The organism is Mycobacterium sp. ITM-2016-00316 (assembly GCF_002968335.2).
Classification (GTDB): Bacteria; Actinomycetota; Actinomycetes; order Mycobacteriales; family Mycobacteriaceae; genus Mycobacterium.
In genome coordinates this window covers 5,832,867-5,859,828 of record NZ_CP134398.1, presented here as the reverse complement: position 1 = coordinate 5,859,828, position 26,962 = coordinate 5,832,867, and the positions used below count along the sequence as shown (strand labels likewise).

Genomic DNA, 26,962 nt, shown 5'->3' with positions numbered 1-26,962 from the left:
AATTTCACCGGGCGACAGGCACCAGGAGTCGCGCCGGGTGCGCGGGCCCCCAGTGCAGCGTGCAGGTTCCGCGCGGCCCCTGTTCATAGGCGGCGGGGAACTGTCCGGTGAGTGGGTTGCGCGGCCAGAGCCAGCGGCCGGCGACGACGAGGCGGAGTTGTTCGCCGGCTCGGAACAACGTCGCTGACGGCCCCAGCGGAATATCGATCTGGACGATCTGGCCGGGGCGCAGTGGCTCGGGACGGGTGTAGCTGGGCACGGGTTCGTGCGGCTGCGAGGCGTCGTCGTCCAGAGCGCGCATGGAGGCGCGCATCCACCCGGTGGCCACCCGGTCGCGGCCGAAGCCGTAGGAGCCTTCGAAGGGTACATACTCTGTGCCGCACCACTTTTCGACACCCACATAGAGGTCGACGTCGTCCGCACCGGCCATCTCGACGAACAGCCGCAGCGCCGCCGGACCGGTGATCTCGGTGTCCGCCGGGACGGTCCAGCCGAGACGGGCACCGCCGATCCGAGTGTCGAACGATATGGATCCACCCGCCGCGGCAGGCTCCGTTGTCAGGCCGCCGGTCGTGAGGTGCAGGGCAGTCCACCGCGTCGATGCCGGCGGCCAGGTGGTCTCGTCGCGCACTGCGGCGATGACGTCTCGGCTCTCCCGGACCTCCAGGCGTACGGTGGGCAATTCGGCCGCGTCGGCTCCGCGCAGGTGGCGGTCCAGGAAGGCCAGCTGAGCGCGGCGGGCCTCGTCGCTGTAGAACGTCGCCCATTTGCCGCTGCGGTGGGTGTAGAGGTGCTTGTCCCGCGAGGCGATGCGCTGGAAGGCCCGGAACGAGCCACGGCTGTGCAGGTTGTTGTCCGAGAAGCTGGCGCAGATCAACGCCGGGACATCGATCGTGCCCAGGTCGGGCACGATGGATCGCCAATAGTCATCGCGCACCGGGTGTTCGGCGGAGCGGTCGCCCAGCGAGTAGGTGAGGCGGTTGGCCTTGAGGCCGGTGGACCAGAGCCTGACGAAACCCGTCTCCCGGATGCCACCCGGGCGCAGCAGGTCGCGGTAGGGATCGGTCATACCTTCCCAGGGAACGATGGCGCGCAGGTGCGGCGGGCGTTGCGCCGCGCCCTCGTACTGCGAGATGGCGAGGTAGGAGACACCGATCATGCCGACCGCGCCGGTGCTCCAGGGTTGCCCGGCCGCCCACTCCACCACGTCGTAGACATCGCGGCCTTCCTGCACCGACATGAGGTCGCCGACGCCATCGGAGGTGCCTGCGCCACGCAGGTCGCAGTTGACGACGACGTATCCCTTGGCGGTCCACCACGCGGGGTCGGGTGCCTCCCAACTGGTCAGCGTCGAGAATCGGATCGGGCCGGTCTGCCGCAGTGCGCGGTACTGGAAGGAGAACGAGCTGCCGAAGCGCCCGATCTTCGGCAGCTTGTCCTTGCCGTAGGGGTGTGCACAGACCAGTACCGGGAATGCTCCTTCGCCGGGAGGCCGATACACGTTGGCGCACAGCACTGTTCCGTCCCGCAGGGCGATCGGCGCGTCGTGCTCGATGATCGGCATCTCACCGTCCGGCTCATACACCCGCACCGGCGGGCGCACGATTCCCCGCACGCGCTCGATCGCATACCGGGCAGCACCCGGACGCCGCCAGGGCCGGTCGGGCAGCGCGGCGTCGGTGGGGGCTGTCCGGGTCATGGTGTCCATCATGGACCGCCGATCGCCGGGAAAGACCTACATCGTTCGCGCGCTCCACTCGGCCGTACGCTCGGGTGTCGCCGCCGCCAGGGCCTTCACAGTGTTCTCGACGTCGAAGTCCTTGCCGTACACCGGCGTCCCGGGTTGTTGGCGCCACGACTCGGAGATCGGCCCGGCATCGACAGGATCGAATCCGAGCTGCTCGACGATCCCGTGCACCAAGTCGCGTCCCGGTCCGTCCTCGCCGGCGATCGGGAGCGCGATGCGATCGGATGCACCGCTGGGGGTGCCCTTCTTCAGCAGATGCTTCCAGAAGATCCCGTTGAACACCTTGTACACCGGCGCACCGATCTGTTCGGCGACCCAGGCGCTTTCGGCTTGACCGTCCTCGATGGCCGGGATCTCCCCGTCGCGTTGCTGGGGGTAGTAGTTGTTGGTCTCGATCACCGGTGCGCCGGGCTTGCGCGCATCGACGATGCCGTCGGCGAGATCGGGCACGTTCTTCTGCGGGATGCTCACGATGACGAGGTCGGCGCCGGCCGCGGCGTCCTTGGCCCACACCGCCGTCGCGCCGGTTTCGTTCGCCAGGTCGGTGAGCGTTTCGGGCGCCCGCGAATTCGCCACGGCCACGTCGTGCCCGAGTTCGCGCAGCCGACGGGTCAGTGTCCCGCCGATCAGCCCTGCACCGATGATTCCGATCTTCATATGTGCGCCAACGCCCGGTCTCGGGGCACTATTCCGCGGCTTGACTCTCCCTCACGGGAGCCCCCGGCGCACTGATCAGCCGGCTGGTGATCCAGCCGTGAGCGCAGCGGGCCGATTCACCTGATGTGGCCCGGTCGGCCGAGCAGGTACCCCTGCCCGTACTGGATTCCCAGGGCCCGCAGGGCGCACATCTGCTGGGGGTTCTCGATGGCCTCGGCGACCGTCGACGAGCCCAGCTCGGTGGCGAGTTGCACGATGGATGTGGCCAGCGCTCGTTTGACGGGGTCGTTGTCGATATCGGAGGTCAGTTCGCCGTCGATCTTGATCATGTCCGGTCGAAGCCGAAGCAGCTGAGTGAAGCTGGCGAACCCGGCGCCGGCATCATCGATGGCCAGGTCGATACCTTTGTCCCGCAACGGCTGCAACCGAACGGCGAAGTCCTCGGGAAACGGCTCGTGCTCGGTGATCTCCACCACGAGTCGAGACTCGGCGGAGGTCAAGATGTCCTGCACGGTCGGATCGAGGGCCGTCAGCGGACTCAGATTGACCGCGAGAAAACAATCGTTCGGGATGGCACTCGCGGCGGCGAGGATGCGCCGCAGTGCCAGCAGTTCCAGCGGATAGCTGCGGCCGAGCCGGCGTGCGGTCGCGAACCATTGGGCGGGGCTCACCTCCGGCTGTGCCGGAAATCGGGACAACCCCTCGAAGCCGAGCGTGCGGCCACTGGTCAGGTCGACAACGGGTTGGAAGACCGGCTGAAGCTCGGCCGGCGTCGACAGCAGGGCGTCCAACTGGTCGTGAAACTGGTCTTCCCGTAGGGCCTCGGGTAGCAGCACCGACGCCAGAAAACGAGCGGCCGTCTCGGCATTTGGTATGCGGGGGTCGCCCAGCAGGTCCTCGAGTAGCCGCGACAGCTCCGAGTGCGAGTCGATCAGGGCCGAGACGAACTGGCTGATCGAGGTGATGGCGAGGACGTCGGCGTCGTTGAACCTGTGGGCCTCGGTCGCCGTGACGGACAGCGCGCCGATCGCGATGCCGTTGTGCATCAACGGAATCACCACCAGGGAGTGGATGCCCAACCGGTTGCCGATCTCACGAACCTCTGAGGTCAGCGACATGTCGGAAGAGGTTTCATGGCTCACCTGGGGCCGCCCGGTGGCGATCGCACGTCCCTGGAAGGTGCCCTCCCCGGGCAGTACCAGGCCGAGCAGGGATGCCACCAGCCCGTGGGCTGACACGACGACGAACTTCTTGTCCTGGGTGTAGATGCTGATGGCGGCACCGTCGGCCTTGGGGGTGAACAGGCACGTCTGCTCGGCGATCCTGCTCATCAGGGACACGGGGTCGAGAGAGGCGGCCAGGACCGCCGTCAGCTTGTGCATGGAGCCCCGTATCAACGGCATCGTGTGTCACGCTATTTCACAACACCTTCGCCCCCGCGGTCCGAAGAAACGCCAAATGCGATGGCCTTGACGTGCCGCAGCCCACGGGCCGGTGAACATTATGTGCTTAATCTGGCCAGGGCGCCGATCGGCTCGGACGATGGAAGGGACATCGCCGAGCGAAAGGTGCACGCGTGACAGTTTCACCGCAGGCAACGCAGCGACGCCGGAAGCCGCACTGGTCACTGGCCCGCACGTGGCTGCTGCAGCCGGGGACCCCCGATGGCGGTGAGGCGTATGACGCAGCCATCGCCAGCAGCGCCGATGCGATCGTGCTGGACATCGAGGACGGACTGCCCGACGCGCAGAAACCCGCCGGCCGGGTGTCGGTGGCCGAGTGGCTGAGCACCGGGGCGCAGGCGTGGGTGCGGATCAACAGCGTGGCGACCTCGGCGTGGTCGGCCGACCTGGACGCCGTGGCGCATACCCCCGGGCTTGTCGGCGTGATGCTGGCCAAGACCGAATCCGGCGACGATATCGCCGCCACCGCCGCGCGGTTGCCGTCCGGAACGCCGGTGGTGGCTCTGGTCGAATCGGCGCTGGGCATCGAATCGGTCACCGCGATCGCCCGGGCGCCGGGATGCTCGCGGATCGCTTTCGGACTCGGTGATTTTCGCCGGGACACCGGGATGAGCCAGGATCCGATGGTGCTGGCGTATCCACGCGCCCGGCTGGTCATCGCCAGCCGCGCCGCCGGCCTTGCCGCGCCGATCGACGGGCCCACCCTGCGCGATCAGTCGCGCCACCTCGCCCGGGAGACCGCGGTCGCCAACTCCGCGGGCATGACCGGGCGGCTGTGTCTGGATCCCGAGCACGCCGAGACGATCAACACCCTGCTCAGCCCCTCGGCGCTGGACATCGAGGAGGCACGCCGGACGCTCGCGCGCCTCGACGCGCCCACCGGGCCCTATGACGGCAGCGTCGGACCCACCCGCGCCCGCGCTCAGGCGGTGCTCGACCTCGCCGAGAAGCTCGGCCTGGATTGAATCGATTCACATTTCTGCGAAAGCGCATGCGCAAGCGCTTGCCTACGGTTTAGGCTCCCGAAGATCACGTGATGCGATCCGCGTCACATCGGGGACAAGGGAGTCCACATGTTCGGGAAGCGCAGCACGCACGCGGTCGGGACGGTTCTCATGGCCGGCTCGCTGGTTCTGGGTCTGACCGCCTGCGGCGGGTCGGATTCGGACGCCATCAAGGTCGGACTGATCACCAAGACCGATTCGAATCCGTTCTTCGTGAAGTTGCGTGAGGCCGCCAAGGCGCAGGCCGACAAGGACGGCGCCGAGCTGATCGCGCTGGCAGGAGCGTTCGACGGCGACAACGAGGGCCAGGTCGCGGCCATCGAGAACATGGTCGGCCAGGGCGTCAAGGGCATCCTGATCACCCCGAACTCCTCCACCGGAGTGCTCGACGCGATCAAGAAGGCCCGCGACGCCGGTGTCGTGGTCATCGCGCTCGACACCGCGACCGACCCCGAGGACGCCGTCGACGCCACGTTCGCCACCGACAACCTGGCCGCCGGCGTCAGCCAGGGCAAATGGGTGAAAGCCGCCCTCGGTGACGCACCGCCCCAGATCGTGATGCTCGACGGCACCCCCGGCGGCACCGTCGACACCTTCCGGCACGACGGATTCCTGGAGGGCTTCGGCATCACCGAGGGTTCCCCGGAGATCGTCGGCCAGGAGAACACCAACGGAGACCAGACCAAGGCCCAGACCGCCATGGAGAACATCCTCCAGCGCGCACCGGGCATCAACGCGCTCTACACCATCAACGAGCCCGCGGCCGCCGGCGCATATCAGGCCATCCAGTCCGCCGGCCGCACCGACCAGATCACCATCGGATCGATCGACGGCAGCTGCACCGGCGTCGCCGATGTGAAATCCGGCAAGATCGGCGCCACGGTGATGCAGTTCCCGGCAAAGATGGCCGAACAAGGCGTGCAGGCCGTGGTCAAGTTCGCCACCGACGGCACCAAGCCGAGCGGATTCAACGACACCGGCTCGGAGCTCATCACCGACAAGCCCGTCCCCGGCCTCGAATCCAAGGACACCGCCTGGGCCGAACAGAACTGCTGGGGCTGAGCCCGGCCATGAGCACCGGCGCTCCCTCGACGGCTCCTTCGACGGCAAAGCCCTCGGTATCGAGCCGGTTCAACGCGGGCAGCATCCTGCGTGAGCCGCTGCTCGGCCCGATGGTCGCACTCCTGCTGGCCATCGTCATCTTCAGCGCGGTCTCGGATTCGTTCCTCAATCCGCAGAACGTCTCGCTGATCCTGCAACAGTCGGTGGTCGTCGGCATTCTGGCCGTCGGCCAGACCTTGATCATCCTCACCTCCGGTATCGATCTGTCCATCGGCGCGGTCGCCGTCTTCGGCAGCATCGTGATGGCCCAGACTGCCGGTGCGAATGGGCCTTTCGTGGCCCTGGGGGCCACGCTGCTGGTGTGCGTGGCGTTCGGTGCGATCAACGGCGGGCTGGTCACGGTGCTGCGGCTACCACCGTTCATTGTCACGCTGGGCACGTTCACCGCGATCCAGGCGGCGACCCGGCTGCTCGCCGGCTCCGAGACCTACCGCGTGGAGCAGGGCCCGCTCACCTTCCTGGGCACGTCCTTTCGCATCGGCTCGTTCTCGACCACCTACGGTGTGGTCGCGATGCTGTTGGTCTACCTCGTCATGTGGTACGCGTTATCCCAAACATCTTGGGGTAAGCATGTTTACGCGGTCGGCGGCAACCCGCAGGCCTCGATGCTGTCCGGCATCAAATCCGGGCGGGTGCTGCTGTCGGTCTACATCACCACGGGCGTGATCGCGGCCATCGCCGCGTGGGCCGCTCTCGGGCGCATCCCCAACGCCGACCCGAACGCCTATCAGAACGCCAATCTCGAGTCGATCACCGCGGTCGTCATCGGCGGCACCAGTTTGTTCGGTGGGCGCGGCGGCGTCGGCGGAACCCTGGTCGGCACGCTCATCGTCGGGGTGCTGCGCAACGGCCTCACCCAGGCCGGGGTCGACAATCTCTACCAGAACATCGCGACCGGAATTCTCGTGATCGTCGCGGTCGCCGTGGATCAGTTCGCGCGCAGGAGGTCACAGTGACGATCGCGACGAGCGGCACACCGGTGCTGGAGGCCCGCGGCCTGGTCAAGAAGTACGGCAGCGTGACGGCGATCAACGGCGCGGACTTCGCGCTGCACGAGGGTGAGGTCCTCGCCGTCATCGGCGACAACGGTGCCGGAAAGTCGAGCCTGATCAAGGCGCTCGCCGGCGCGGTGGTACCGGACGCCGGGCAGATCCTGATGAGCGGGACACCCATGTCGTTCAGGAACACCCGGGACGCCAGGGCCGCCGGAATAGAAACGGTGTACCAGGATCTCGCGGTGATACCCGCCCTCGACATCGCATCGAATCTCTACCTCGGGCGTGAGATACGGCGTAAAGGCATCGCGGGCCGCATCTTCCGCCGGCTGGACATGCCCAGAATGCGGCAGGAGGCCGCGCAGCACCTTGCCGACCTGAAGATCGGCATCAAGTCGGTGAACCAGGCCGTGGAGACGCTATCGGGTGGGCAGCGACAAGGTGTCGCGGTGGCGCGGGCCGCGGCCTTCGGTCGTGGCGTCATCATCATGGATGAGCCCACGGCCGCTCTCGGCGTGCGCGAGTCGGGACAGGTGATCGACCTGATCCGGTCGATCCGCGACCGCGGTATCCCGGTGGTGCTCATCAGCCACGACATGCCGCACGTGTTCGAGGTGGCCGACCGGATCCACATCCACCGCCTCGGCAAGCGTGCCGGTGTCGTCGATCCCAACAAGCGCTCGATGTCCGAGGTGGTCGCGCTCATGACCGGTGCGGAGGAGCCGACCGATGAGGAACGCGCCGGTATCTGAGAAGGCCCCCGTCGGGGTCTTCGTGGGATTGGCAACGCTGGACGTGATTCACCGGATCGCGAAAGCGCCTGCAGCGAACGAGAAGATCACGTCGACGGCACAGTTCGTGGCGGCCGGCGGACCGGCGGCAAACGCGGCCGTCACCTTCGCGGCACTGGGCGGGGACGCAACCCTGGTGACCGCGCTCGGAGACGATCCGGTCGCCGACCTGATCCGGGCCGATCTTGCCGGATACGGGGTGCGCGTGGTCGACGCCGCGACGGGCACCCACCGCGCGGTGCCCGTCTCCGCGGTGTCGGTCGTCGAATCGACGGGCGACCGATCGGTCGTCTCGCTGGACGCGGTGAACTCCGACGCGTCACCACCGGCAGCGCTGGGCGAGCTGATCAAGGATGCCGATGTGGTGCTCGTCGACGGACACCATCCGCTGATCGCCCAAGATGCTGCCCGGCACGCGGCAGCACGGGCCATCGCCCTCGTCGTCGACGCCGGACGCTGGAAGCCGGTGATGACCGATATCATCCCGCACGCGACGGACATGGTGTGCTCCAATGACTTCCGGGTACCGGAGGCTGACGGTCCGGAGTCCACCGCGGCCGCGCTGGTGCGCGGCGGTGTGCGCACCGTCGTCACGACGCACGGCGGCGACCCGGTGCAGTGGTGGTCGGACGGCAGATCTGGATCCGTGCCGGTGCCGCGGGTCACGGTGCTCGACACGCTGGGCGCCGGCGACGCCTTCCACGGTGCGTACTCGTATCACGCGACCCAGAGCGCGAGCAGTATCACCGAGCGCATCGATCGCTCAGCCAGGGTGGCGGCACTACGGTGTTCGATAGTCGGCCCGCGCGCATGGCTGGACCAACTCCCCAGCGACCTTCACGCAGCACACACCCGAAAGCGAGAATGGTGACCCTCGAGCAGGACGTGCAGGACGCCACCCTGGACCAACTGGTCGAGTCGGCCAGAGGTCTCGTCGTGCCCGGCGAACGCCGCATCCTCGGACTCACCGGCGCCCCAGGAGCCGGGAAGTCCACCGTCGCCGAGCAACTCGTCACCGCACTGGGCCCCGAGGCCGCGGTTCTGGTGCCCATGGACGGCTTCCATCTGGCCAACGAGGTCCTGATCGACCTGGGTCGCCTGAACCGCAAGGGTGCACACGACACCTTCGACGACGGCGGGTACGCGCGGCTGATCGCGAGCGTGCGGGCCCAGCGCCCGGACGACCCCGTCATCTACGCCCCGCGCTTCCGGCGTGAGATCGAAGAGTCGATCGGCTCCTCCATTCCCGTCCCACCTGCGGTGCCGCTCGTGGTCACCGAAGGCAACTACCTGCTGCTGGAATCCGACGCGTGGCCCGCGGCGCGGTCCCATATCGACCAGGTGTGGTTCCTGGCTCCCGACACCGACATTCGGCATGCCCGGCTCGTGCGCCGGCACGAGGCGTACGGCAAGTCCCCGGAAGAAGCGACGTTCTGGGCCCTCGGATCCGACGAGCGCAACGCGCAGTTGATCGAGTCGACCGCCGGCCGCGCGGACCGCATCGTGCGCCTCCGATGAAGACCATGGGCGATGTCGCCCGTATCGCCGGTGTCTCGCCGTCCACGGTGTCGCATGTGCTCAACGGCACCCGCAAGGTCAACACCGCCACGCGCCTGCGCGTCGAGGCGGCCATCGAGGAAATCGGCTACCGCCGCAACGGGGTGGCCCGTTCGCTCGCGGCCGGTCGCACGCACACCGTCGGTCTCTCCATCTCCGCGCTGACCAACCCGTACTTCGGCAGCCTGGTGCACGCCGTGGAGCGGGCGCTGTCCGACGCCGGGTACGTCCTGATCGTCGGGGACTCCCATGACGATGTGATCTCGGAGCAGCGCGTGACCGGTTCGCTGCTGGACCGCCAGGTGGACGGGATGATCGTGGCGCCCGCGGCCGGGTCGGAGCGGATCACCCTGCCCGAGATCACCCGCAGCGGAACCCCACTCGTCCTGATCGATCGCGGTGTCGACGCCGGGTGCGATCAGGTCGGCCCGGAGAATTTCTCCTCGGCGCGGTCGCTGACCGCGCATCTGCTCGACCTCGGGCACCGCCGCATCGCCGTCGTCCGCGGCCTTGCCGGGATCTCCTCCACCATCGAGCGATTCGATGGCTACTGCGCGGCGCTGGCCGATCGTGGTATCGCCGTGGACCCCGCGCTGGTCCTCGACGGCGATTCCAACACCGACGTGGCCGAACGTGTGGTGCACGCCCTGATGTCGCACACCGACCGGCCCACCGCGCTGGTGTCCCTGAACAACGCCATGACCATCGGAACGCTCAAAGCCCTTCGCACACTTGGCTTGTCGATACCAGGAGAGGTGGCCTTCTCGTGTTACGACGACTTCGAATGGTCGGATCTCTTCGCGCCCAGACTCACCGCCGCGGCACAGGACGTCGAGACGATCGGTGTCACCGCGGTCGAGCTGCTGCTGCGCCGCATCCACGGAAGCGATGACGCGCCGCAGCAGATTCGCGTGCCCACGACCTTTCACCACCGCAATTCGTGCGGATGCACCTGACCACCGATAGGACTGTCCATCATGCCGATTGCAACCCCTGAGCACTATGTGGCGATGCTGGATCGCGCCAAGGAGGGCGCGTTCGCGTATCCGGCCATCAACGTGACCAGTTCACAGACCCTCAACGCCGCCCTACAGGGGTTCTCCGAGGCCGACAGCGACGGCATCATCCAGGTGTCCCTGGGCACCGCGCTCTACCTGTCGGGCAATGCGGTGCAGAACCGCTTCGCGGGCTCGAAGGCGCTGGCGCTCTACGCGCACGAGGTCGCACAGCACTATCCGGTGACCGTCGCTCTGCACACCGATCACTGCCCCGCGGAGAATCTCGACGACTGGGTCCGGCCGCTGATCGCCGACGCGACAGAACGGCGCAGACGCGGGCTGGATCCGCTGTACCAATCGCACATGTGGGACGGATCCGCGGTGCCGCTCGAGGAGAACCTCCGTATCGCCGAAGGCCTGCTGGAGGCGTCGGTGGAAGCGAACACGCTGCTGGAGATCGAGGTCGGTGTGATCGGCGGCGAGGAGGACGGCGTGTCCCATGAGATCAACGACAAGCTGTACTCCACCGTGGACGACGCGCGCGCCACCGTGCAGGCGCTGGGCACCGGAGAGCGCGGTCGCTACCTCACCGCGCTGACCTTCGGCAACGTGCACGGCGTCTACCACCCGGAATCGGTGCACCTGCGTCCGGAGATCCTCGAGGAGATCCAGACCGTCATCGGTGGTGAAACCGGCAGGGCCAAGCCATTCGACCTCGTCTTCCACGGTGGGTCCGGGTCGAGCGCCGAGGACATCGCGTCGGCCGTCGCCAGCGGCGTCGTCAAGATGAACGTCGACACCGACACTCAATACGCGTTCACCCGGTCCATCGCCGGCCACATGATCTCCCACTACGACCAGGTGCTCAAGGTCGACGGTGGCTACGGCAACAAGAAGGCCTACGACCCGAGATCCTGGGTAAGCCGGCCGAGAATGCCATGGCGGCAAGGGTTGTCGAGGCCGCACAGATGCTGGGATCGGCGGGACGGGCGATGCGTTAGGCAGAACCCCGAGCTATCCGACCTTCGTCAGGGTGAAGCCGCCCCGATAGGTTGCCCCGGCCGGATCGCCGCAGCCCGCGACGGACTGAACGTGGACGGCGGTACCGCTCATCGAGCCTGCATCGAGCGAAAAGGTGACGGTTCCAGGGACCGTCACACCATCGTTGGGCGGCTTGCACCGAACGGCCTGCGTGGACGGCACGATCAACACCCACCGCCCGTCGGCCAGCCGCGCCTGCCCGCCGTGGGGGTTCACTCTCGGGTCGGTGACGGGCGTGACGGCCACGTCGGCGCATCCGGGTCCGCACGGCGTGATCACCCAGGTGGTGAGTCGTCCGGTGTCGGACTGATAGCTATAGGTGCCGCTCAGTTCACCCGATATGGCGCCGGGCGGCCCACCGGCCCATGCGGTGCCTGCCGATCCGACCGCCACGCCCGCCGCGATGATGAAGACCGCGGACCGCACGCCGGTGATGGTCATGGTGTTCCTCTCGTGGACGGTGGTAGGCGGCGCCGCGGACGTGTCAGATGGTCCCGGGCATCCCGCCGATGCCGGCAATGCCGGGCATCCCGCCGTCCATTGCGGGCGACGGCATGGAAATCGTCGGAGGAGATGGCAGCGCGTACGGCCCGCCTCCGCACACCGGATCGGCGGGCTGGCTGATGCAGGAGTCGTCGTCCGGGCCGGTGGGAGGTTCGAGCGGCACGGGCGCGCCGAAGGTGCCGGGCATCGCGAACGCCTGCGCGGGGGCACCGGTGACCGCAAGAAAGATGAGCGCACCGCCCGCAATGCTCTTCGTCACGGTGCCGGGTAATCCGGTGGTGGTCCATCTCATCGCGTGCTCCTGCGTCGGGCCTCACGGCAATCCGCCGACCAAACATATTGACGCCGAGCGATATTCGCGACAACTCGACCATCGATGGGACGGACTGATCGCAGGCTAGCCGATGAAACGTGCACCGAGGGCGATTTGGACGAGCCGGCAACCTTCAGTGCCAACGCTTGGGATCGACCTCGAGCGCCGCGCGGTCCCATCCCGCCAGATCCGCCGCCGCAACGTAGGTGAACTCGAGGAAGTCCAGCACCAGTTGCTCCGGATCGTCGGCCGTGCGCACCGCCTCATACGGCAACAGGTACTGCCGGAGCTTGCTGTCGTAGAAGGCTCCGTCGGGGCAACCCGGGAACTCGGCGTAGCCGTCCGGCTCGGGGTAGGCGTAGGCGTAGAACGCACCCTCGTCGCCACCCCCGGGCCAAAAGCCGCAACTGGTCAGTTCGTGGGAGTAGCCCTCGACCATGACCCAGTCGCCACAGTTCGGCGCCCCGCCGGGGTGCGGCGGCGCGGGACGTCCGGAGAACCGGCTGCAGGCCAGGTCGAACGAGCCCCAGAAGAAGTGCACCGGACTGACCTTCCCGATGAAACGGGACCGGAACTGGCCGATGACCCTGTCGGCCTGGATCAGCTGCTGCCAGAACTTGCCGACCGCGTCCGCGTCATACGCGGACTGGACATTCTCGACGAAGGGTACTGCCGGGTCCACCTCGTTGGGCCCGGCGGAGATCTGCACCTCGATCCCCGAGCGGGCGAGTAGGCCCAGAACCTCGTTGTGAAACTGCGCGACCGACTTGTCGCGCAACGAGATCGAGCCGGCACCGCCGTCGCTCACCCGGACCTTCAGCGCATGGTCGACGAAGTCGAACTCCACGTCGAACAGCCTCGTGTCCACCGGAATCGCCGAGGTCGTGAGTCCGCGCGGTGACACGTATAGCGGCACCTGCCACCAATGGTTGAGCAACGGTGCATGCGCCAGTCGTATTTTCCCGATGATCTGGGTCCACATGTGCAGCGTCTGGCGCGTGGGCTCCCAATCGTCGACACGCAGTGCCGGCCACCCCGCCGTTGGTTCGCTCATGACAGTCTCCTTGTCTCAGACCGCGGCCGTGCCAGTGGTGTTCGAGAAGTGCGGACTCCGGCTGTTCTCATGATGCTTTCAGCCGCGGACTGTGGTGGTAGCCGTGGTCGGTGGCGACGTCGGCGAGCAGGTGGCGCAACTGGGCGCGGCCGCGGTGCAACCGCGACATGACGGTGCCGACCGGTGTCCCGGTGATGGCGGCGATGTCCCGGTAGGACAGGCCCACGACATCCGCATAGAACACCGCGATCCGAAAGTTCTCGGGCAATGCGGTCAGGGCGTCGGTGACCGCGCGGTCGGGCAGGGAGTCCAGTGCCATCGCCTCGGCGGATCGCATCCGGTAGCGGTTGTCGGCCGCGAGTTGACCGTCGGTGAACTCGGCTGCTGTCACTTCGGTGGGTCGGCTCGACCGGCGGCGATGGTTGCTGATGTGGGTGTTGGTGAGCACCCGAAAAAGCCATGCGCGCAGATTGGTCCCCGGCCGAAACGAATGAAAACTCCGGAATGCCTTGAGCATCACCTCTTGGGTGAGGTCCTCGGCGTCGGCGCGATGCCGCGTCATCTTCAGCGCGCTGCAGAAGATCAGGTCCCGCATGGGCAGCGCATCGCGCTCGAAACGTGCGACCAGCTCGGCGCCGGCCACAGACCGGTCACCCGCGCCCGACGGTGCCGGAAGGTGCTCCACGGTGTCTCCCGTCCGGGGTGTCGGCGACCTATGAGTACATTTGTACCGTAAGTACATTTGTACCACAACCGCCCTTCGATCCCGCGCCGGTGTGTGAGCGGCCCGCGGCGTCGATGCCTGAGTAAGCTGAACGGTCTGCAAGTACACCTGTACCGCCGGTACCCCGGTACCGAAAGTAGGAGAGTGGGCGATCGCTACCCGCAAGACGGCGGAACAGATCTGCGCTGACATCGTCGACGCGGCCATCGAGGTGGCCGGTCACAAGGGTATCGACGCATTGACGCACCGGGCCGTCGCACAGACGGCCGGGGTCTCGCTGTCGTCGACCACCTACCACTACGCGTCCCGCGAGGACATCATCGCCGCGGCCTTCCGGCACACCGTGGCCACGGAGCTGGCCGAGATGAGGGCGAACACCGCCCGGTTGGCGGCCATGGCTCAGAGCGAGCCGGCGAAGGTGCGCGCCGCGGTGGACCAGTGGCTGCGCCAGGTCATGGTGTCCGAACCGCGTGGCCGCGTCTACATGCGTGCGCAGTACGAATTGCAACTGTATGCCGTGGCCAAGCCGTCCATGCGCGACGAGGTCCGTGCCTGGCAGGACGAGACCAACGACCTCTTCGCCCACCTGTTTGACGTGCTCGGCGCTCCCGAGCCCACGCTGGCGGGACAGATCGTGGTGGCCGCCGTCGACGGACTGCGCCTGGCGTTCCTGACCAGCACGCAATCCATCGAGGAGGCGGACGAAGCCTGCAGTGCCGCGCTGGTCTGGCTCACCGGACTCATCCTCGGCGGTTGACGGCGAGCATTCGCTACTCCGCCGGGGTCACATCCGCCCCGGAGCCCTTGACCGAAGCCTTGGCGCGCTTCTCCGCCCGCACCGACCGCTTCCCGCGCACGAATCCGGTCGCCGAGATGGCCGCCGACAGCAGCGCGGTCTCACCGTTGACGAGCGGGTGGAAACCGACGCCGGCTCCGCCCCGGCCCTTCACCGGTATATCGGCGACTTCGGTTACCTTCCAGGCCTTCTCGGAGATCGACAGGATCGCTTCACCGTTGCCGCACGACACCGGGAGCGCCGCAATCACCGCGTCGTCTTCGGCGGCGAGCTTCACCCCCGCCACGCCGTTACCCGCTGCGCCTTGCGGATTCACCGCCGCCGGGTCGATCCGCAGCACCTTGCCGCGGCGCGTCACCAGCGCCAGGTGGTAGCCGTCGGCCAGTACACCCGATGCCAGCAGCCCGGTGATATCCGGTGCCACCGGGATATCGCGGATCTTGTAGGGCAGACCGTTGCCGTTGGTGAACTTGATCCGCCCGTCGGTCCACACCGCCCAGCCCAGCCCTGAGCTGAGCAGTTCGCCGTGGCTGTCGGAGAACACGCCGCGGTCATCGAGACGCCAGGCGGCGTTGACCTTCTTCTCGCGGGGCCCGTCGTCGTCGGAGCCGGCGGTGACCGGTGCCGCGTCGGGGTCCAGGACGGTGCGCCGGTCGAACTCGGGCCCCTTGAACAGTTTGGCGGTCTCCACCAGCTCCTTGTCGATCACCTTGCGGCGGGCATCGGGGTTGGTCACCAGCTCGGTCAGCTCGATGAACTCGGCGTCCAGCTTGTCCGCTTCGGCCTGCAGCTCGATGACGTCGAGCTTGGTGAGCCGCCGAAGCTGCAGCGCCAGAACATAATTGGCCTGCTCTTCGTCGATCGCGAAGCGGTCCTGCAGGCCGCGCCGGGCGTCGTCGACGGTGTCGGAGTTGCGGATCACCGCGACCGCGGCGTCGATGTCCAGGTGAATGGTCATCAGACCGGCGACCAGGTGCCGCCGCGCGGTGACCTTCTCCAGCCGGTACTCGCTGCGGCGCAACACCACCGAGTCGCGCAGGTGCAGGAATGCGCCGATCAGTTCCCGCACCGTCCACCAGCGCGGCACCCGGTCCTCGTCGAGCGCTACCAGGCTGGCCGCGAACGTCGATTCCAGCGGCGTCAGCGCGAGCAACTGGTCTCGGATCGTTTCGGCGCTGTGTCCGCGCTTGGCGGTGACCACGATGCGCAGCCCGTTCCGACGGTCGGTCAGGTCCGACATGTCGGCCACCCCCGACAGCTCCCCGGATTCGACCAGCGCCCGGATGCGTTCCTGCACCGTGTTGCTCGCGACCCCGGGCGGCAACTCGGTGACGATGACGTTCTTGCCGTCCACCGATACCGTGCCGCGTACCGTGAGCTGCCCGCGTCCAGTGGTGATGTACTCCCGCAGCCCGGCGGTGCCCACCACGGTGGCCCCACATCCCCAGTCGGGGCCCGGAATGAGCTTCATCAAGGTGTCGTCGGTCGTGTTCGGCCGCGCCAATAGCGCCCGGCAGGCGGCCATGATCTCGCGCGGATTGTGGGCGGGCACCTTGGTGGCCCAGCCCTCGGCGATGCCGACGGCACCGTTGCACAGCAGCACCGGCCACTGGGCCGGCAGCATGGTCGGCTCGATCCATTCACCGTCGAACGTCGAGACCATCGGTACGGCGTGGTCATCGAGTTCGGCGGTCAGCGCGGCCCCGGGCGCCGACAACCGCATCTCGGTGTACCGGTCGGCGGCGGGAATATCGCCCTGGATGCGGGGGAAAGCGCCCTGTCCGTCAATCACTTTCACGCGCTGGAACTCCGCGGCCATCAGCGCAGCGGCCCCGTACATGGACGCGCCGCCGTGCGGGTGCAGGTTGCCGGTGACCGCCGAGCAGACCTTCGAGGACTTCTGCGGTTTGTTGCCGGGCAGCAGTCGCGAGTCGTGCATCTGGTAGAGCAGACGCCGCTGGCCGGGCTTGAGCCCGTCGAACGCGGACGGAATCGCGCGGTCGCTGACGCTGTAGAGCGCGAACGTCAGCTGGTAGTGGTTCCAGTAGTCGTCGGCGCTCTGGTCGAGCACCAGATCGGGATTCTGCTCGATGATCGCGGTCACAGTGATTTCCTAAATCTTCTAGCTCAGGTCCAGCGCGGCGGTGTCGACACGGGCGGCGATATCGGCCATCCACGTACGCCGTCCCTCCGGTGGCCCGCCGAACAGGGTGTGGTGCAGCTTGGCGTCACCGTCGTCGAGGTGCACCCGTATCACGGTGCGCCGCTGCGGATCCAGCACGGTGTTCCAGAAGTCATCGGCGTCCATCTCGCCAAGGCCCTTGTTCCGTTGCACCTCCACCTTGCGTTTGGAGGTGGCTTTCAGCTGGGCCACCGCGGTATCACGCTCGGATTCGTCCTGGCAGTAGATGCGTTCGTTGCCGTCCTTGACCACGAACAGCGGCGGCAGCGTCACATAGACCATCCCGGCTTCCACCAGTGGCCGGTAGAAGTCCAGAAACATCGAGATGAGGCTGGAGTTGATGTTGCCGCCGTCGGGGTCGGCGTCGGAGGCGAACAGGATGCGGTCATAACGGCACTGCTCGGGGTCGCAGTGCTCACGCACCCCGCAGCCCAGGATGCGTTCGATCGAGTCGAATTCGTCCTTGACCCGCGCCTTGTTGACGGTGAACCCATAGACGTTGGGCGGCTTGCCTTTCAGTGGGAAGGCGGCCTGGAACGTGGCGTCGCGGGCCGCCTTGATGGTGCCCAGCGCCGAGTCGCCCTCGCACAGAAACAATTCGGCGCCCGACCCGCGTCCGGTTTCCCTGCTGGGCAGCAGCTTCGGTGGCAGCGACAGGTTGGTGCCCAGCCCCTTGGCCTTCGACGCCGCCCGGGACCGGGCCTTGGCGCCCTCGGCGCTGCGTCGCGCCCGCGCCGATTCCAGGGCCAGCTTCGTCCACAGCGACACGGCGTCGCCGTTGGCCGGATTGGCCGCCCAGATGGTGACACTGCGCGCCACATCCGGGGCCATTGCCAAGTTGAGCGATCGTGAGGAGACCGCGGTCTTGGCCTGCGAGTCCCACGCCACGTCGGGGGCGCGGGTGTCGACGGCCAGTGCGGTCACGGCCACGAAATCCTGTGGCTCCGGGCCGTCCTCGCCTTTTGCCAGGCCGAGATCACGAATCCGGGAGGCGCGGTCGGCCAGCGCTTCGGACAGACCCTTCATCGCGGCCGTCAGGTGGGACCCGCCGCCCGGGGTGCGCACGGTGTTGCAGAACGCGGCGATGGTGGCGGGTTCTGCCGGTCCGGCGGTCAACGACCAGCGGAACGGCGTGGGGCCGCGGCCGGTGGTGTATTCGCCCCGGCCCTCTACGACGGCGCGGACGCCGGGCAGGGGAGTGCCCCCCGCGGTGCACATCAGGTCCAGCAGGGTGTCGCTGCCCCACGGGCCGCTGAACGGTTCGAGCAATGCCGGCGGCACCTCTTGACCGGGCCAGCCTTCGTCGACGACCGTCAGGTGCACACCGGGGGACATCCGCGCGGCGGCGTGCGCACGCAGCAGCACCTCACCGACGTCCACGGTCGAGTCGGGCACCACGATCGGGTCGAACAGGATGCGCACCGTGGTGCCGTGCGCGTCCGGCTTGCGGTTACCTGTGCCGCGCAGCTTCTGGTTGTCGGCGCGGGTGAACGGCGCGTCCGGGTCGAACTCGTTGCCTTCGAACGAACCGGGGTAGCCCGCGCCGAAGCTCTGCAGGTAGGTCTTGCCGGCGCGGCGCACGGTCACGTCGGTACGCGCAGAGATGAACACCGCTGCCGCGGCGCCGATTCCGTTCAGGCCGGCACCGGTGCTGGTGGCATCGGAATGCGCGGAGAACTTGCCACCGGCGCGCGCCGTGCCCAGGGTCTTGACGATGCCGTTCTTACCGGTGGTCGGATCGGAGTCGACGGGCAGGCCGCGGCCGTCGTCGGCGACACTGACCGATCCGTCGGCGTGCAGGGTGATGGTCACCGTGGAGCCGCCGTGGCTGGGATCGGCGACCTCTTCGATGGCGTTGTCGACCAACTCGCGCAGGGCGGTGTTGAGCACATCGAGGCCCAGGTTCACGGCCGGCCGCAGGCGCGTGTGCTGGACATCGTCGAGCTCGGTGATGTCTGCGGCGTTGTAACTCACTGCTGGTTGTCTCCGTCTGGGCCGGGTGGGATTGCGGGAGGAATGGTAGTCCGCTGACCCGACATCTCAGCGTATCCGTGCCGGTGAAGCCGGTCACCGATGCGGCGGAAATGCGTCGTGCAGGGCCTCGCGCAGGGATCGAACCTCCTCACACAGACGCTCGGCGTCGGTGTAGAGCGCGCCGTAGAGCGCCCAATCGTCGGGTAGGTCCAGTCGGTGGATGTCGGCGGTGGCACCGAGTAGCCGGAGGGCGCTTTCACAACGGCGGGATGGGTCGGAGGTAGCGTCACCGGGCGTCAGGTCTGCCATCGAGTGGATCGTCGCCGCCGCGGCGACGGCATCGCAGACCGCGGCCAGCACGCCGGCGTAGTGCCGATGAAATTCGTTGCGCGGAATCTCCTGCGCCGCTTGTTCACGATTTCTTTCGTGGGATACCCGGACCAGACCGGCCGTGACGAACCGGAGTTGTTCGGCGATGCGGTCGACGCCGTGCACCGTTATCCGGTAGACGGTCAGATCGCTCCGATCGCGGGCGAGCAGTCGGCGCGGATTCAGTTTGTGCGTTTCCCAGGCGTGATCGATGGTGCTGCGGGTCTGAGCGGCCATCCGCGGCAGGTCGTCGCTGCGCCGCCGCCACTCCCGAGCGGCGTCGGGTTCGGGTATTCCGGAGTCCATTGCGGCGGCCATGTCCTCGAGCAGCGTGGTGGCGGCCTGGAAGTAACCTTCGACCGCGCCCGCGGCACTTCGGTATCGCAATGGCGGTGCGATGAGCAGATTGGTGACGATGGCGACGGTTGCGCCCAGCAGCACCATCCCGGCAAGGTCGCGGATCAGGGTCAATGCGGGCTTGTCGGACGACGGGATGGCGAACACGCCGTAGGCGAATACCGCCGCCACCGTCACGTTGAAGCCCTGGCTGCCCAAGCGGTGCCAATGCCCGATCACGAGCGTCACCGCCAGGATGATCGGTAGCAGCCATGGCTGCACGCCGACCGCCAGGACAGCCCCGCCTACCAGCGCGATCCCGAGAAGTACCGCGGCGGTGTAGTGGGCCGCTTTCTCCACCGACTCCGCGATGGTCTGGTGCATGAGCAGCATCGCCGAAAACGTGGCGAATGTGGCGTAGGTGGCGTGAAAGACATCGGTCGCCACGATCCAGGCGGCGGTTCCCGCGATGATGCACTTCACCAGGACCAGTGCGGTGTTGCGGTCGACGGCGACCACGGGCAGCGCGCGCTTGAGGCGCTGGGCGGTCTCGACTGCACCCATGGCATTCACACCTCCGGCATCGGCGCACCAGCGCTGACAGGTTTCCAGCTCGATCTAGGGGCTACCCGGCTTCGGCGGTCCGTTGCGGGGTGACCGCTACGTCTCGTCGGCGATCTGGTGGCGGTCCTGATGCCGTCCGGGTGCGTCGGGGTCGTCGTTGCGATGCTCCTGCTGCTCCTGCTGTTCGGCCTGCTCCTCGGTGACCTCGGTGGCGTCCTTGGGCACGCCACCGCGGTGTTTCTCCACCACTTCTGGGGCCACTTCCCGAGTGGCCATCCCTCCGGTGCGGCCCTGGTCGGTGGGGCCGGGAGGCTTCGGCGCTGCAGTGTTGTCATTCATCGTCGGAGGATGCCCCGCTCGGCGGGTTTCCACGCCTGGCCTCCGTGCGCTCCTCCTGGATGCGGTCCTTGCTGCGCAACAACCGCAGTAGCGTGACCAGGCCGAGGCCGCCGACGACGTTGCCGACCAGGACGTAGCCGAACCAGCCGAGCCAGTCGAGATATCCGAAGGGGACCTCTCCGGTGCTCAGCGCGCCGAAGATCAGCAGCGAATCCAGGATGGAGTGAAACATCTGCAGGCCGGCGAGCAGGAAGGCACCGGCCACGGCGGCCGCGATCTTGCCGAACACCGAATCGGTGCCGTGCTGCATGCGGGTCATCAGCGTGATCGCCATGCCGCCGAGCAGGGACAACGCCACCGTCTCCACCGATATCGGGGCCGTGACGAAGTGCGAGGCCGACTCGACGGTCTGTTCGTGCAGCTTGGGGAATGCCCGCATGATCAGCCACATCAGCACCCACCCGCCGGCGAGATTGGCGACCAGGGTGCCACTCCAGAGTGTGAGCAGCTGTCGGCCACTCGCCCTCTTCGCGGCCACGGTGGTGATCGGGATGAGGAATCCCTCGGTGAACAGTTCGCTGCGGCCGAGCAACAGTGCCAGGAAGCCGATCGAGAATGCGAGCCCGGCAAGCAGGTGATCACCGGTGGCGTGCAGCACCGAAAGGTAGGCGAGCACGCCCATCGCCACTTCGGTACCACCGAAGAATCCGGTCACCAGCACCTCGCGCCAGCTGCGGTGCAGGCGCTGGGTGCCTTCGTCGACCATTCGGTTGAAGGCATCCTCCAACTCGTCCTCGATCGGACTGCCGGAACTGCCCAGATCGCGCTGGCTCGTCCTGCTCATGGACATCCTCACGATCGGGTGATTGGGTGACGGCACGGAGTACCCAACCCAGCTTTCGGCCAACCGTCCGCCGGGCGTGCCTGCTACGCCGTAGGTGTGGCCATTTCGTGGAGCGAGTGTGCGAACTGGGCGCTGAGGAAATCCCGGGCCCGCTCTTCGGTCCAGCCGAGCACGCTGACGGTGAAGTGAAAGCCGTTCTGTGGGCCGTAGTGGTAGAGGGTGACATCGGCCAACGCGTACTCGCTGAGCGAACCGGCGAAAGCTCCCGATGCCCTTATCTTCCGGGCGATTTCGTGTAGCGCTGACGTCGCAGACCGATGCCGGCGCCCGGGCAGCCGTGCTTTCATGAATCGGTGAGCACACACTACGGCGCGATCGCGTTCACCGATGCGGTGCGCGATGTTCAGCACCGCTACGGCAGCGACGGCTTCTACGATCGCAAACGTGTCCAGGGAACGGCCGTGCCCGGTGCGGACGCGCTGACCGATGACGAGAAGGACTATCTCGCCGAGCGGGACAGCTTCTATCTGGCGTCGGTCGGCGCGACAGGATGGCCCTACGTTCAGTTTCGCGGCGGCCCTGCCGGTTTCCTACGCGCCGTCGATGACAACACCATCGGTTGGGCCGACTTTCGCGGCAATCTGCAATACATCAGCACCGGCAATCTCAGCGGAAATGACCGGGTCGCGCTGATCGCCGTCGACTACGTCCACCGGCGCCGGCTCAAGATCTTCGGCCATGCGCGGGTGGTCACCGCCGAGGACGATCCAGCCTTGCTCGAGGCCTTCGTCGACCCGGGCTACGACGCCGTGGTCGAACGTGCCGTCCTGATCACCGTCGAGGCCTATGACTGGAACTGTCCCCAGCACATCACCATCCGGTTCAGTGCCGCGGACCTCGAACCCCACCTCGCGCCGCTGCACGAAGAACTCGCGGCATTGCGACGGGAGAACGTCCGGCTTTCCGAACAACTCGCCCGTTTGGTGCCGCCGGAAAACGGGCAATCCAGCTAGCGCGCAGGGACCCCTGGGCCGACACAGGGTCAATCGTTCGGGGAGATCATGTCCAACCATCCCACCTTCGGTGTGGAAGAGGAGTTTCTGCTCATCGATCCGGACTCGGGTGAGCCGGTCCCGCTCAATACGCGGGTCGCCGAGATCGCGAAGGCCGACGGTGTGGAGCTGCAGCTGGAGTTGACCAGCTGTCAGGTGGAGACCGCCACCGAGGTCGCCGACACGGTCGCCGACGTGCGGTCCCAACTCCAACGTTTGCGGCGGGTCGCCGGCACTGCCGCCGACGCCGCCGGGGCCCGCCTGTTGGCCGTCGGATTGCCGCCGACGCTCCCGCGCCAGTTCCCGATCACGGACACGCCGCGCTACGGCCGTATCGCGAAGCGGTTCGGGATGATTGCGCACGAACAGGGCATCAGTGGCTGCCATGTACACGTCGCGGTACCGAACCGAGCCGCGGCGATCCGGGTCAGCAACCGGATTCGGCAGTGGCTGCCGTTGCTGTTGGCGCTGACCGCCAACTCGGCGATCTACCGCAACGCCGACAGCGGCCATGCCAGCTGGCGTCACGTGCTGTGGTCGCGGTGGCCGAGCGCCGGTCCGCCGCCGTACTTCGATTCGCTCGACGATTACGACGGCACGGTCCAGATGATGCAGGACATCGGCGCGATGCTCGACGACGGCATGGTCTATTGGGACGTTCGCCCGTCGGCGAACTTTCCGACGGTGGAGGTGCGCGTCTCCGATGTTCCGGCCACGATTGCCGAGTCGGTGCTGCTGGCGGCGCTGACCCGCGGCGCGGTGATGACAGCACTGGAGGAGGACGAACGCGGTGTCGGCGTCTCGCCCATCGCCTCGCACGCGCTGGATGCGGCGTACTGGAAATCCGCGCACGACGGACTGGACGGGCAGGCGGTGGACCTGCTGGGCGGTTACGGTGCCGCACCGGCCTACGAACTGCTCCGGGCCTTCGTCGACATGATCGCACCGGCACTACGCAGAGTCGGCGACCTGGAGTTTGTCACCGACGAGTTGAGTCGCATTCATGAACAGGGCAACGGCGCCATGCGTCAGCGTGCCGCCTGGGAACGCCGCGGTCAGGTGTCCGATGTGATCGAGTCGTCCGCGGCGGCCACAGTAGAGGGCTGCTGATCCAGCACGGTGACCAACCCGCGATCGCCGTCGACCCGCACCCGGTCGCCGGTGCGCAACACCCGGGTGGCCACCAGAGTATTGACGACACAAGGTAACCCGTACTCGCGGGCCACCACCGCGCCGTGTGACACCGAGCTTCCGATGTCGGTGACCAGGGCGGAGATGACGGCGAAATACGGCGTCCACCCGACATCGGTGACCGGCGCCACCAGGATCTCGCCCGGCTGCAGCTCTCGCGCTTCCACCACGGAACGCGCCACGCGGACGGTACCTTCCACCGATCCGCGGCCGGCGGGCCTGCCCACGATCTGTCCGTCGGAGGCGGCCGCCGCGGTGCGCGCCACCGGGCTCGGCCGGCCCACCGACACGTCATCGAACTCCAGCGCGGCCTGGACGGCCAGCGCCTCGCGGCGGACCACCGCGCGGGCCACCAGTCCGGACGGATCGGCACCGTTCACCAGCTCGGGCAGCTCAAGGCGATCGAAGAAGAACACCAGATCGGCGTCCGGTAGCCGCCCGGCGTCGCGCAGCACCTCGCCGAGGTGCCGGTAGCCGCGCTTGAGAAGGTGTGCCACCAACGCCATTCGCGACTTGGTCTCTTCCCGGCCACGCGCTCCGCCCTGGGCGAGGCGAGCCAGCGTGCGCAGCACCCGTGACCGCGGCGGGGCGGCACCGGCCGCGGCGGATTCGTCCTGTGCCGGTGCGCGCAGCATCACCTGCATCATCGCGCCGAGTCCCGCGGGATCGTCGGCCCAGGATGGATCGCGCATGCACAGCTCGCGGTAGCCGCGGTGGCCGTGAGCGTCGAGGAACTGCCGCAGCGCGACGCCGCTGGGACTGCCGGCAGCGCACAAACCGGCAACAGCATCGGCCGGCGACGAAGCCAGGAAATTCTCGGTGGCGGCCCGGTCGCGGCGCAGCGTCCGCACCACCGCGTTCAGTTCCTCGACCATCCGCGCGCTCTCGACGCCGGCGCCGGTCATCATCCTGATCGCCTCGGCGCTGCCCTCGGTTTCACTGTCCCCCCGCTTGACGGCCTGCCGAATGAGATGGCTCTCCAACACATTCGCTGCGACCGCGGACCGTGACGAAGACCGGACGTGGGTGAGGGTGACGTCGCGGTAGATTTCGACCCCGGTCTCCAGCTGCGCCAGCACGACGCGTGGATCGCGGCTGGTGAACACCGGGAAACGCGCGATCGTGGCCGGCATGCGTTTGATGGCCGGGCCCGCGCTCAACGCGAACGCACTCAGCCGGATGGTGTTGATAAGCCTGCGCGCGAACGGTTTCGGCGGACCTGCTTCCAGTTCGTCGACCACGCGACCGCAGATCGACAGGGAGAACTGCTCGCGGGAGTTGCCGAGGATTCCTGAGCTCAGCGCGGTGCCCTCGGTCATGTTGAGGAACATGTGGCCGTAGAAGTAGCCGACCTGCGGCCAGCGGTCTTCGTACTGCTGCTGCACCCCGCCCGCGACCTGAACCATCTGCATGGCGTAGTCGATGGCATGCCCGCTGACCGACGCGGTGAGCGGGCAGAAGGCACCGGGCATCATCTCGCCGATATTGCAGCGGGTGTAGACGTGCGCGGGACCGGTGACGGGTGTGTCCATCTCGTTCAGGTCGCCCGGCAGGGTGGTGATGGGCCGGGCCTGTAGCCACCACAGCTCACCGGATTGATCGATGGCCCACTCGAGATCCAGCGGACGGCCCCAGCGCCCGGCCGCCAGCAGCGCTCCTTCGCGAATCCGGGCGATCTCGCCGGCGGACAGCGCGGGCCGGTCACCGACCTCGGCGGTCACCGGAACTCCGGCGTGGGTCAACACGTGGTGGTCCGAGGAGGTGGAACCGTCGACCAGGGCCTCGCCCAGCCCGCGGACCGCGTCGATCACCACCAGGTCGCGCCGCCCCGAGGTCGGGTCGGCGGTGAACACCACGCCGGCTGCGCGGGCATCCACCATCTGCTGGACCACCAGATGCATGTGAGCACGCGAACCGGTGTAGGACGATGCGCGCTCGGAGGACACCGATCCGACGCACCGGGCGATCGCCGCGGCAAGACTCTCGACGGAGTCGACGCCCAGCACGGTGTCGTACTGACCGGCAAAGGACTGCTCGGCTCCGTCTTCGCCGGCAGCCGAGGAACGTACCGCCACCGGCGTCGAGCCCGCCGCCTGCATACGTGAGAATCGTTCTATGACTGCGTCGTTCAGCCCCGAGCTCGACGCATGCGAGATCACGAAACCGGTCGGCACGGATACGCCCAGCCGGATCAGCTCGGCCAGGCCCAGGGCTTTGCCGCCGAAGCTGTCGTCGACCACGTCGCCGAGGTCGAGGACGGTCGATATTGCATCAGACACCGCAGTAACGTTACATGTGTCACGTATATGACGGCAGAAAACGGACGGCCACGGGACGCGCGCATCGATGCGGCGGTCCTCGACGGCGCCGCGGCGTTGTTGCTCGAGGTCGGCTATGCGGAGCTGACCGTCGCCGCCATCGCCGACCGTGCAGGCACGTCGCGGCCCGCGGTCTATCGGCGCTGGCCCAGTAAGGCACATCTGATACACGAGACCGTCTTCCGTGACGCGGACACCTCAACCGTTCCCGCCACGGGACGCCTGGACGAGGATCTGCGCGCCATCGTGGCGCGCACCGCGGCGCTGCTCACCTCGCCGCTGGCCCGGGTTGCCGTCCCCGGCCTGATCGGCGAGGCCGCATCGGACCCGTCGCTGAACCAGCGCCTGCTCGACCGGTTCTCCGGGCGAGGCTGGAGCGGACTGGACGCCTACCTGGCCGAGGCCACCGCACAAGGCCACCTCAAACCCGGGTTCGACGCCGGTGTTCTGCTCGAGTTGGTCATCGGCTCGGCGCTGGCGGCCATGCTGGTCCGCGGGCCGGACGGCCTGACCGAAGCCTGGGTGGACAGTACGACGGCGATCCTGCTCGACGGTGTGAGGATGCGTCGATGAGGGAATACTCGTGGCATGGATGCAACCCCACCGGTATTGCTCTACGACGGTGTGTGCGGAGTCTGCAATGGCGCCGTGCGCACCATCCTGCGGTTCGACCGCCAGGGCACCCTCCGCTTCGCCGCCCTGGACAGCGATTTCGCGCGTGACGTCATCGCCCGCCATCCGCGGCTGGCGGGTCTGGATTCGGTGGTCTTCGTGCGCAATGCCGGCGGCCCTGGGGAGATGGTGAGCACGGAGTCTGCCGCGCTGCTGGAGGTGGCCGATTATCTCGGCGGTTTCTGGAGGCTTGCGACGGCGGCACGGGTGATGCCGGCGTTCATCCGGGACCGGTTGTACGCCGCATTCGCGGCCGTCCGGTACCGGGTCGGCGGCAAGTACGACACCTGCCCGATTCCGGGCCCCGAGGTGCGCGGCCGTTTCCTCGATGCCACCTACGGCTGAAGGAATCAAA

The 26,962-nt window shown here is 67.5% G+C and carries 26 protein-coding genes and 1 pseudogene; 13 read left to right on the top strand and 14 right to left on the bottom strand.

Going from position 1 to position 26,962, the window contains the following annotated elements; translation table 11 throughout:
- Positions 1-4: 4 nt before the first annotated feature.
- From C6A86_RS28505 to C6A86_RS28495, 3 genes are all read right to left on the bottom strand, one after another.
- Positions 5-1,699, bottom strand: coding sequence for a CocE/NonD family hydrolase (locus C6A86_RS28505; RefSeq protein ID WP_105362378.1), 1,695 nt, complete (start codon positions 1,697-1,699; stop codon positions 5-7).
- Positions 1,700-1,735: 36 nt separating this feature from the next.
- A complete protein-coding gene (locus tag C6A86_RS28500; RefSeq protein ID WP_311100967.1) occupies positions 1,736-2,404 on the bottom strand; it encodes an NAD(P)-binding domain-containing protein in 669 nt (222 codons plus the stop codon).
- A 116-nt stretch (positions 2,405-2,520) separates the two neighbouring features.
- Positions 2,521-3,807 carry an EAL domain-containing protein gene (locus tag C6A86_RS28495; RefSeq protein WP_105364508.1) on the bottom strand — a complete coding sequence of 429 codons (1,287 nt, stop codon included), beginning with the start codon at positions 3,805-3,807 and terminating at the stop codon, positions 2,521-2,523.
- Between the two features lie 173 nt (positions 3,808-3,980).
- Between C6A86_RS28495 and C6A86_RS28490 the strand changes: the two genes are divergently transcribed.
- From C6A86_RS28490 to fbaA, 8 genes and pseudogenes are all read left to right on the top strand, one after another.
- Positions 3,981-4,832: a CoA ester lyase gene (locus C6A86_RS28490; RefSeq protein WP_105364507.1), complete on the top strand. Its 852-nt coding sequence runs from the start codon at positions 3,981-3,983 to the stop codon at positions 4,830-4,832.
- 108 nt (positions 4,833-4,940) lie between these two features.
- Positions 4,941-5,933 carry a substrate-binding domain-containing protein gene (locus C6A86_RS28485; RefSeq protein WP_105364506.1) on the top strand — a complete coding sequence of 331 codons (993 nt, stop codon included), beginning with the start codon at positions 4,941-4,943 and terminating at the stop codon, positions 5,931-5,933.
- Positions 5,934-5,941: 8 nt separating this feature from the next.
- Positions 5,942-6,949, top strand: a complete 1,008-nt coding sequence (locus C6A86_RS28480; protein WP_105364505.1) for an ABC transporter permease — start codon at positions 5,942-5,944, stop codon at positions 6,947-6,949.
- Positions 6,946-7,740, top strand: a complete 795-nt coding sequence (locus C6A86_RS28475; RefSeq protein WP_396834443.1) for an ATP-binding cassette domain-containing protein — start codon at positions 6,946-6,948, stop codon at positions 7,738-7,740. The genes C6A86_RS28480 and C6A86_RS28475 overlap by 4 nt, the downstream gene beginning before the upstream one ends.
- Positions 7,718-8,650, top strand: a complete 933-nt coding sequence (locus C6A86_RS28470) for a PfkB family carbohydrate kinase (protein ID WP_105364504.1) — start codon at positions 7,718-7,720, stop codon at positions 8,648-8,650. Before C6A86_RS28475 ends, C6A86_RS28470 begins: the two co-directional genes overlap by 23 nt.
- Positions 8,647-9,297, top strand: a complete 651-nt coding sequence (locus tag C6A86_RS28465) for a nucleoside/nucleotide kinase family protein (RefSeq protein ID WP_105364512.1) — start codon at positions 8,647-8,649, stop codon at positions 9,295-9,297. The genes C6A86_RS28470 and C6A86_RS28465 overlap by 4 nt, the downstream gene beginning before the upstream one ends.
- Positions 9,294-10,292, top strand: coding sequence for a LacI family DNA-binding transcriptional regulator (locus C6A86_RS28460; RefSeq protein ID WP_105364503.1), 999 nt, complete (start codon positions 9,294-9,296; stop codon positions 10,290-10,292). Before C6A86_RS28465 ends, C6A86_RS28460 begins: the two co-directional genes overlap by 4 nt.
- 21 nt (positions 10,293-10,313) lie before the next feature.
- Positions 10,314-11,335, top strand: a pseudogene (fbaA, locus tag C6A86_RS28455) (class II fructose-bisphosphate aldolase).
- A gap of 13 nt (positions 11,336-11,348) precedes the next feature.
- Here the strand turns inward: fbaA and C6A86_RS28450 are convergent.
- The 4 genes from C6A86_RS28450 to C6A86_RS28435 all read right to left on the bottom strand — a co-directional run bounded on the left by C6A86_RS28450 (position 11,349) and on the right by C6A86_RS28435 (position 13,931).
- Complete coding sequence (locus C6A86_RS28450; protein WP_105364501.1) at positions 11,349-11,816, bottom strand: hypothetical protein; 468 nt, start codon at positions 11,814-11,816, stop codon at positions 11,349-11,351.
- Between the two features lie 43 nt (positions 11,817-11,859).
- Positions 11,860-12,171: a hypothetical protein gene (locus C6A86_RS28445; RefSeq protein ID WP_158263293.1), complete on the bottom strand. Its 312-nt coding sequence runs from the start codon at positions 12,169-12,171 to the stop codon at positions 11,860-11,862.
- 154 nt (positions 12,172-12,325) lie between these two features.
- Positions 12,326-13,246: a DUF5996 family protein gene (locus C6A86_RS28440; protein WP_105364499.1), complete on the bottom strand. Its 921-nt coding sequence runs from the start codon at positions 13,244-13,246 to the stop codon at positions 12,326-12,328.
- 67 nt (positions 13,247-13,313) lie between these two features.
- Positions 13,314-13,931 carry a sigma-70 family RNA polymerase sigma factor gene (locus C6A86_RS28435; RefSeq protein ID WP_233213097.1) on the bottom strand — a complete coding sequence of 206 codons (618 nt, stop codon included), beginning with the start codon at positions 13,929-13,931 and terminating at the stop codon, positions 13,314-13,316.
- Between the two features lie 250 nt (positions 13,932-14,181).
- On the opposite strand from C6A86_RS28435, the gene C6A86_RS28430 reads away from it, so the two are divergent.
- Positions 14,182-14,727, top strand: coding sequence for a TetR family transcriptional regulator (locus tag C6A86_RS28430; protein WP_158263292.1), 546 nt, complete (start codon positions 14,182-14,184; stop codon positions 14,725-14,727).
- 13 nt (positions 14,728-14,740) lie between these two features.
- Here the strand turns inward: C6A86_RS28430 and C6A86_RS28425 are convergent, their stop codons facing one another.
- The 6 genes from C6A86_RS28425 to C6A86_RS28400 form a co-directional block, all read right to left on the bottom strand.
- Positions 14,741-16,870, bottom strand: coding sequence for a DNA gyrase subunit A (locus C6A86_RS28425; protein WP_105364496.1), 2,130 nt, complete (start codon positions 16,868-16,870; stop codon positions 14,741-14,743).
- Positions 16,871-16,888: 18 nt separating this feature from the next.
- Positions 16,889-18,922, bottom strand: coding sequence for a toprim domain-containing protein (locus C6A86_RS28420; protein WP_105364495.1), 2,034 nt, complete (start codon positions 18,920-18,922; stop codon positions 16,889-16,891).
- A gap of 93 nt (positions 18,923-19,015) precedes the next feature.
- A complete protein-coding gene (locus C6A86_RS28415) occupies positions 19,016-20,191 on the bottom strand; it encodes an aromatic acid exporter family protein (RefSeq protein ID WP_105364494.1) in 1,176 nt (391 codons plus the stop codon).
- A 96-nt stretch (positions 20,192-20,287) separates the two neighbouring features.
- Complete coding sequence (locus tag C6A86_RS28410; RefSeq protein ID WP_233213098.1) at positions 20,288-20,530, bottom strand: hypothetical protein; 243 nt, start codon at positions 20,528-20,530, stop codon at positions 20,288-20,290.
- Positions 20,523-21,374, bottom strand: coding sequence for a formate/nitrite transporter family protein (locus C6A86_RS28405; protein ID WP_105364510.1), 852 nt, complete (start codon positions 21,372-21,374; stop codon positions 20,523-20,525). Before C6A86_RS28405 ends, C6A86_RS28410 begins: the two co-directional genes overlap by 8 nt.
- An 83-nt stretch (positions 21,375-21,457) precedes the next feature.
- Positions 21,458-21,607 carry a hypothetical protein gene (locus C6A86_RS28400; RefSeq protein ID WP_158263291.1) on the bottom strand — a complete coding sequence of 50 codons (150 nt, stop codon included), beginning with the start codon at positions 21,605-21,607 and terminating at the stop codon, positions 21,458-21,460.
- Between the two features lie 120 nt (positions 21,608-21,727).
- Here C6A86_RS28400 and C6A86_RS28395 point away from each other — a divergent pair, with 120 nt between their 5' ends.
- Together C6A86_RS28395 and C6A86_RS28390 are read left to right on the top strand one after the other, a co-directional pair.
- Positions 21,728-22,387: a pyridoxamine 5'-phosphate oxidase family protein gene (locus C6A86_RS28395; RefSeq protein WP_199196287.1), complete on the top strand. Its 660-nt coding sequence runs from the start codon at positions 21,728-21,730 to the stop codon at positions 22,385-22,387.
- Positions 22,388-22,435: 48 nt separating this feature from the next.
- Positions 22,436-23,536: a glutamate--cysteine ligase gene (locus C6A86_RS28390; RefSeq protein ID WP_105364491.1), complete on the top strand. Its 1,101-nt coding sequence runs from the start codon at positions 22,436-22,438 to the stop codon at positions 23,534-23,536.
- Here C6A86_RS28390 and C6A86_RS28385 read toward each other — a convergent pair.
- Complete coding sequence (locus C6A86_RS28385; RefSeq protein ID WP_105364490.1) at positions 23,482-25,896, bottom strand: PEP/pyruvate-binding domain-containing protein; 2,415 nt, start codon at positions 25,894-25,896, stop codon at positions 23,482-23,484. The genes C6A86_RS28390 and C6A86_RS28385 overlap by 55 nt on opposite strands.
- Positions 25,897-25,923: 27 nt before the next feature.
- Between C6A86_RS28385 and C6A86_RS28380 the strand changes: the two genes are divergently transcribed.
- A complete protein-coding gene (locus C6A86_RS28380) occupies positions 25,924-26,508 on the top strand; it encodes a TetR/AcrR family transcriptional regulator (protein ID WP_105364489.1) in 585 nt (194 codons plus the stop codon).
- Positions 26,509-26,523: 15 nt separating this feature from the next.
- On the top strand, positions 26,524-26,952 hold the full coding sequence (locus C6A86_RS28375; protein WP_105364488.1) for a thiol-disulfide oxidoreductase DCC family protein: 429 nt from the start codon (positions 26,524-26,526) through the stop codon (positions 26,950-26,952).
- Positions 26,953-26,962: the final 10 nt, after the last annotated feature.

Coding starts and splice junctions, on each gene's coding strand:
- C6A86_RS28500 (WP_311100967.1), bottom strand. CDS start 2,404: ATGAAGATCGGAATCATCGGTGCAGGGCTGATCGGCGGGACACTGACC.
- C6A86_RS28375 (WP_105364488.1), top strand. CDS start 26,524: ATGGATGCAACCCCACCGGTATTGCTCTACGACGGTGTGTGCGGAGTC.
- C6A86_RS28480 (WP_105364505.1), top strand. CDS start 5,942: ATGAGCACCGGCGCTCCCTCGACGGCTCCTTCGACGGCAAAGCCCTCG.
- C6A86_RS28470 (WP_105364504.1), top strand. CDS start 7,718: ATGAGGAACGCGCCGGTATCTGAGAAGGCCCCCGTCGGGGTCTTCGTG.
- C6A86_RS28390 (WP_105364491.1), top strand. CDS start 22,436: ATGTCCAACCATCCCACCTTCGGTGTGGAAGAGGAGTTTCTGCTCATC.
- C6A86_RS28450 (WP_105364501.1), bottom strand. CDS start 11,816: ATGACCATCACCGGCGTGCGGTCCGCGGTCTTCATCATCGCGGCGGGC.
- C6A86_RS28445 (WP_158263293.1), bottom strand. CDS start 12,171: ATGAGATGGACCACCACCGGATTACCCGGCACCGTGACGAAGAGCATT.
- C6A86_RS28505 (WP_105362378.1), bottom strand. CDS start 1,699: ATGACCCGGACAGCCCCCACCGACGCCGCGCTGCCCGACCGGCCCTGG.
- C6A86_RS28485 (WP_105364506.1), top strand. CDS start 4,941: ATGTTCGGGAAGCGCAGCACGCACGCGGTCGGGACGGTTCTCATGGCC.
- C6A86_RS28410 (WP_233213098.1), bottom strand. CDS start 20,530: ATGAATGACAACACTGCAGCGCCGAAGCCTCCCGGCCCCACCGACCAG.
- C6A86_RS28415 (WP_105364494.1), bottom strand. CDS start 20,191: ATGGGTGCAGTCGAGACCGCCCAGCGCCTCAAGCGCGCGCTGCCCGTG.
- C6A86_RS28460 (WP_105364503.1), top strand. CDS start 9,294: ATGAAGACCATGGGCGATGTCGCCCGTATCGCCGGTGTCTCGCCGTCC.
- C6A86_RS28405 (WP_105364510.1), bottom strand. CDS start 21,374: ATGAGCAGGACGAGCCAGCGCGATCTGGGCAGTTCCGGCAGTCCGATC.
- C6A86_RS28495 (WP_105364508.1), bottom strand. CDS start 3,807: ATGCCGTTGATACGGGGCTCCATGCACAAGCTGACGGCGGTCCTGGCC.
- C6A86_RS28440 (WP_105364499.1), bottom strand. CDS start 13,246: ATGAGCGAACCAACGGCGGGGTGGCCGGCACTGCGTGTCGACGATTGG.
- C6A86_RS28380 (WP_105364489.1), top strand. CDS start 25,924: ATGACGGCAGAAAACGGACGGCCACGGGACGCGCGCATCGATGCGGCG.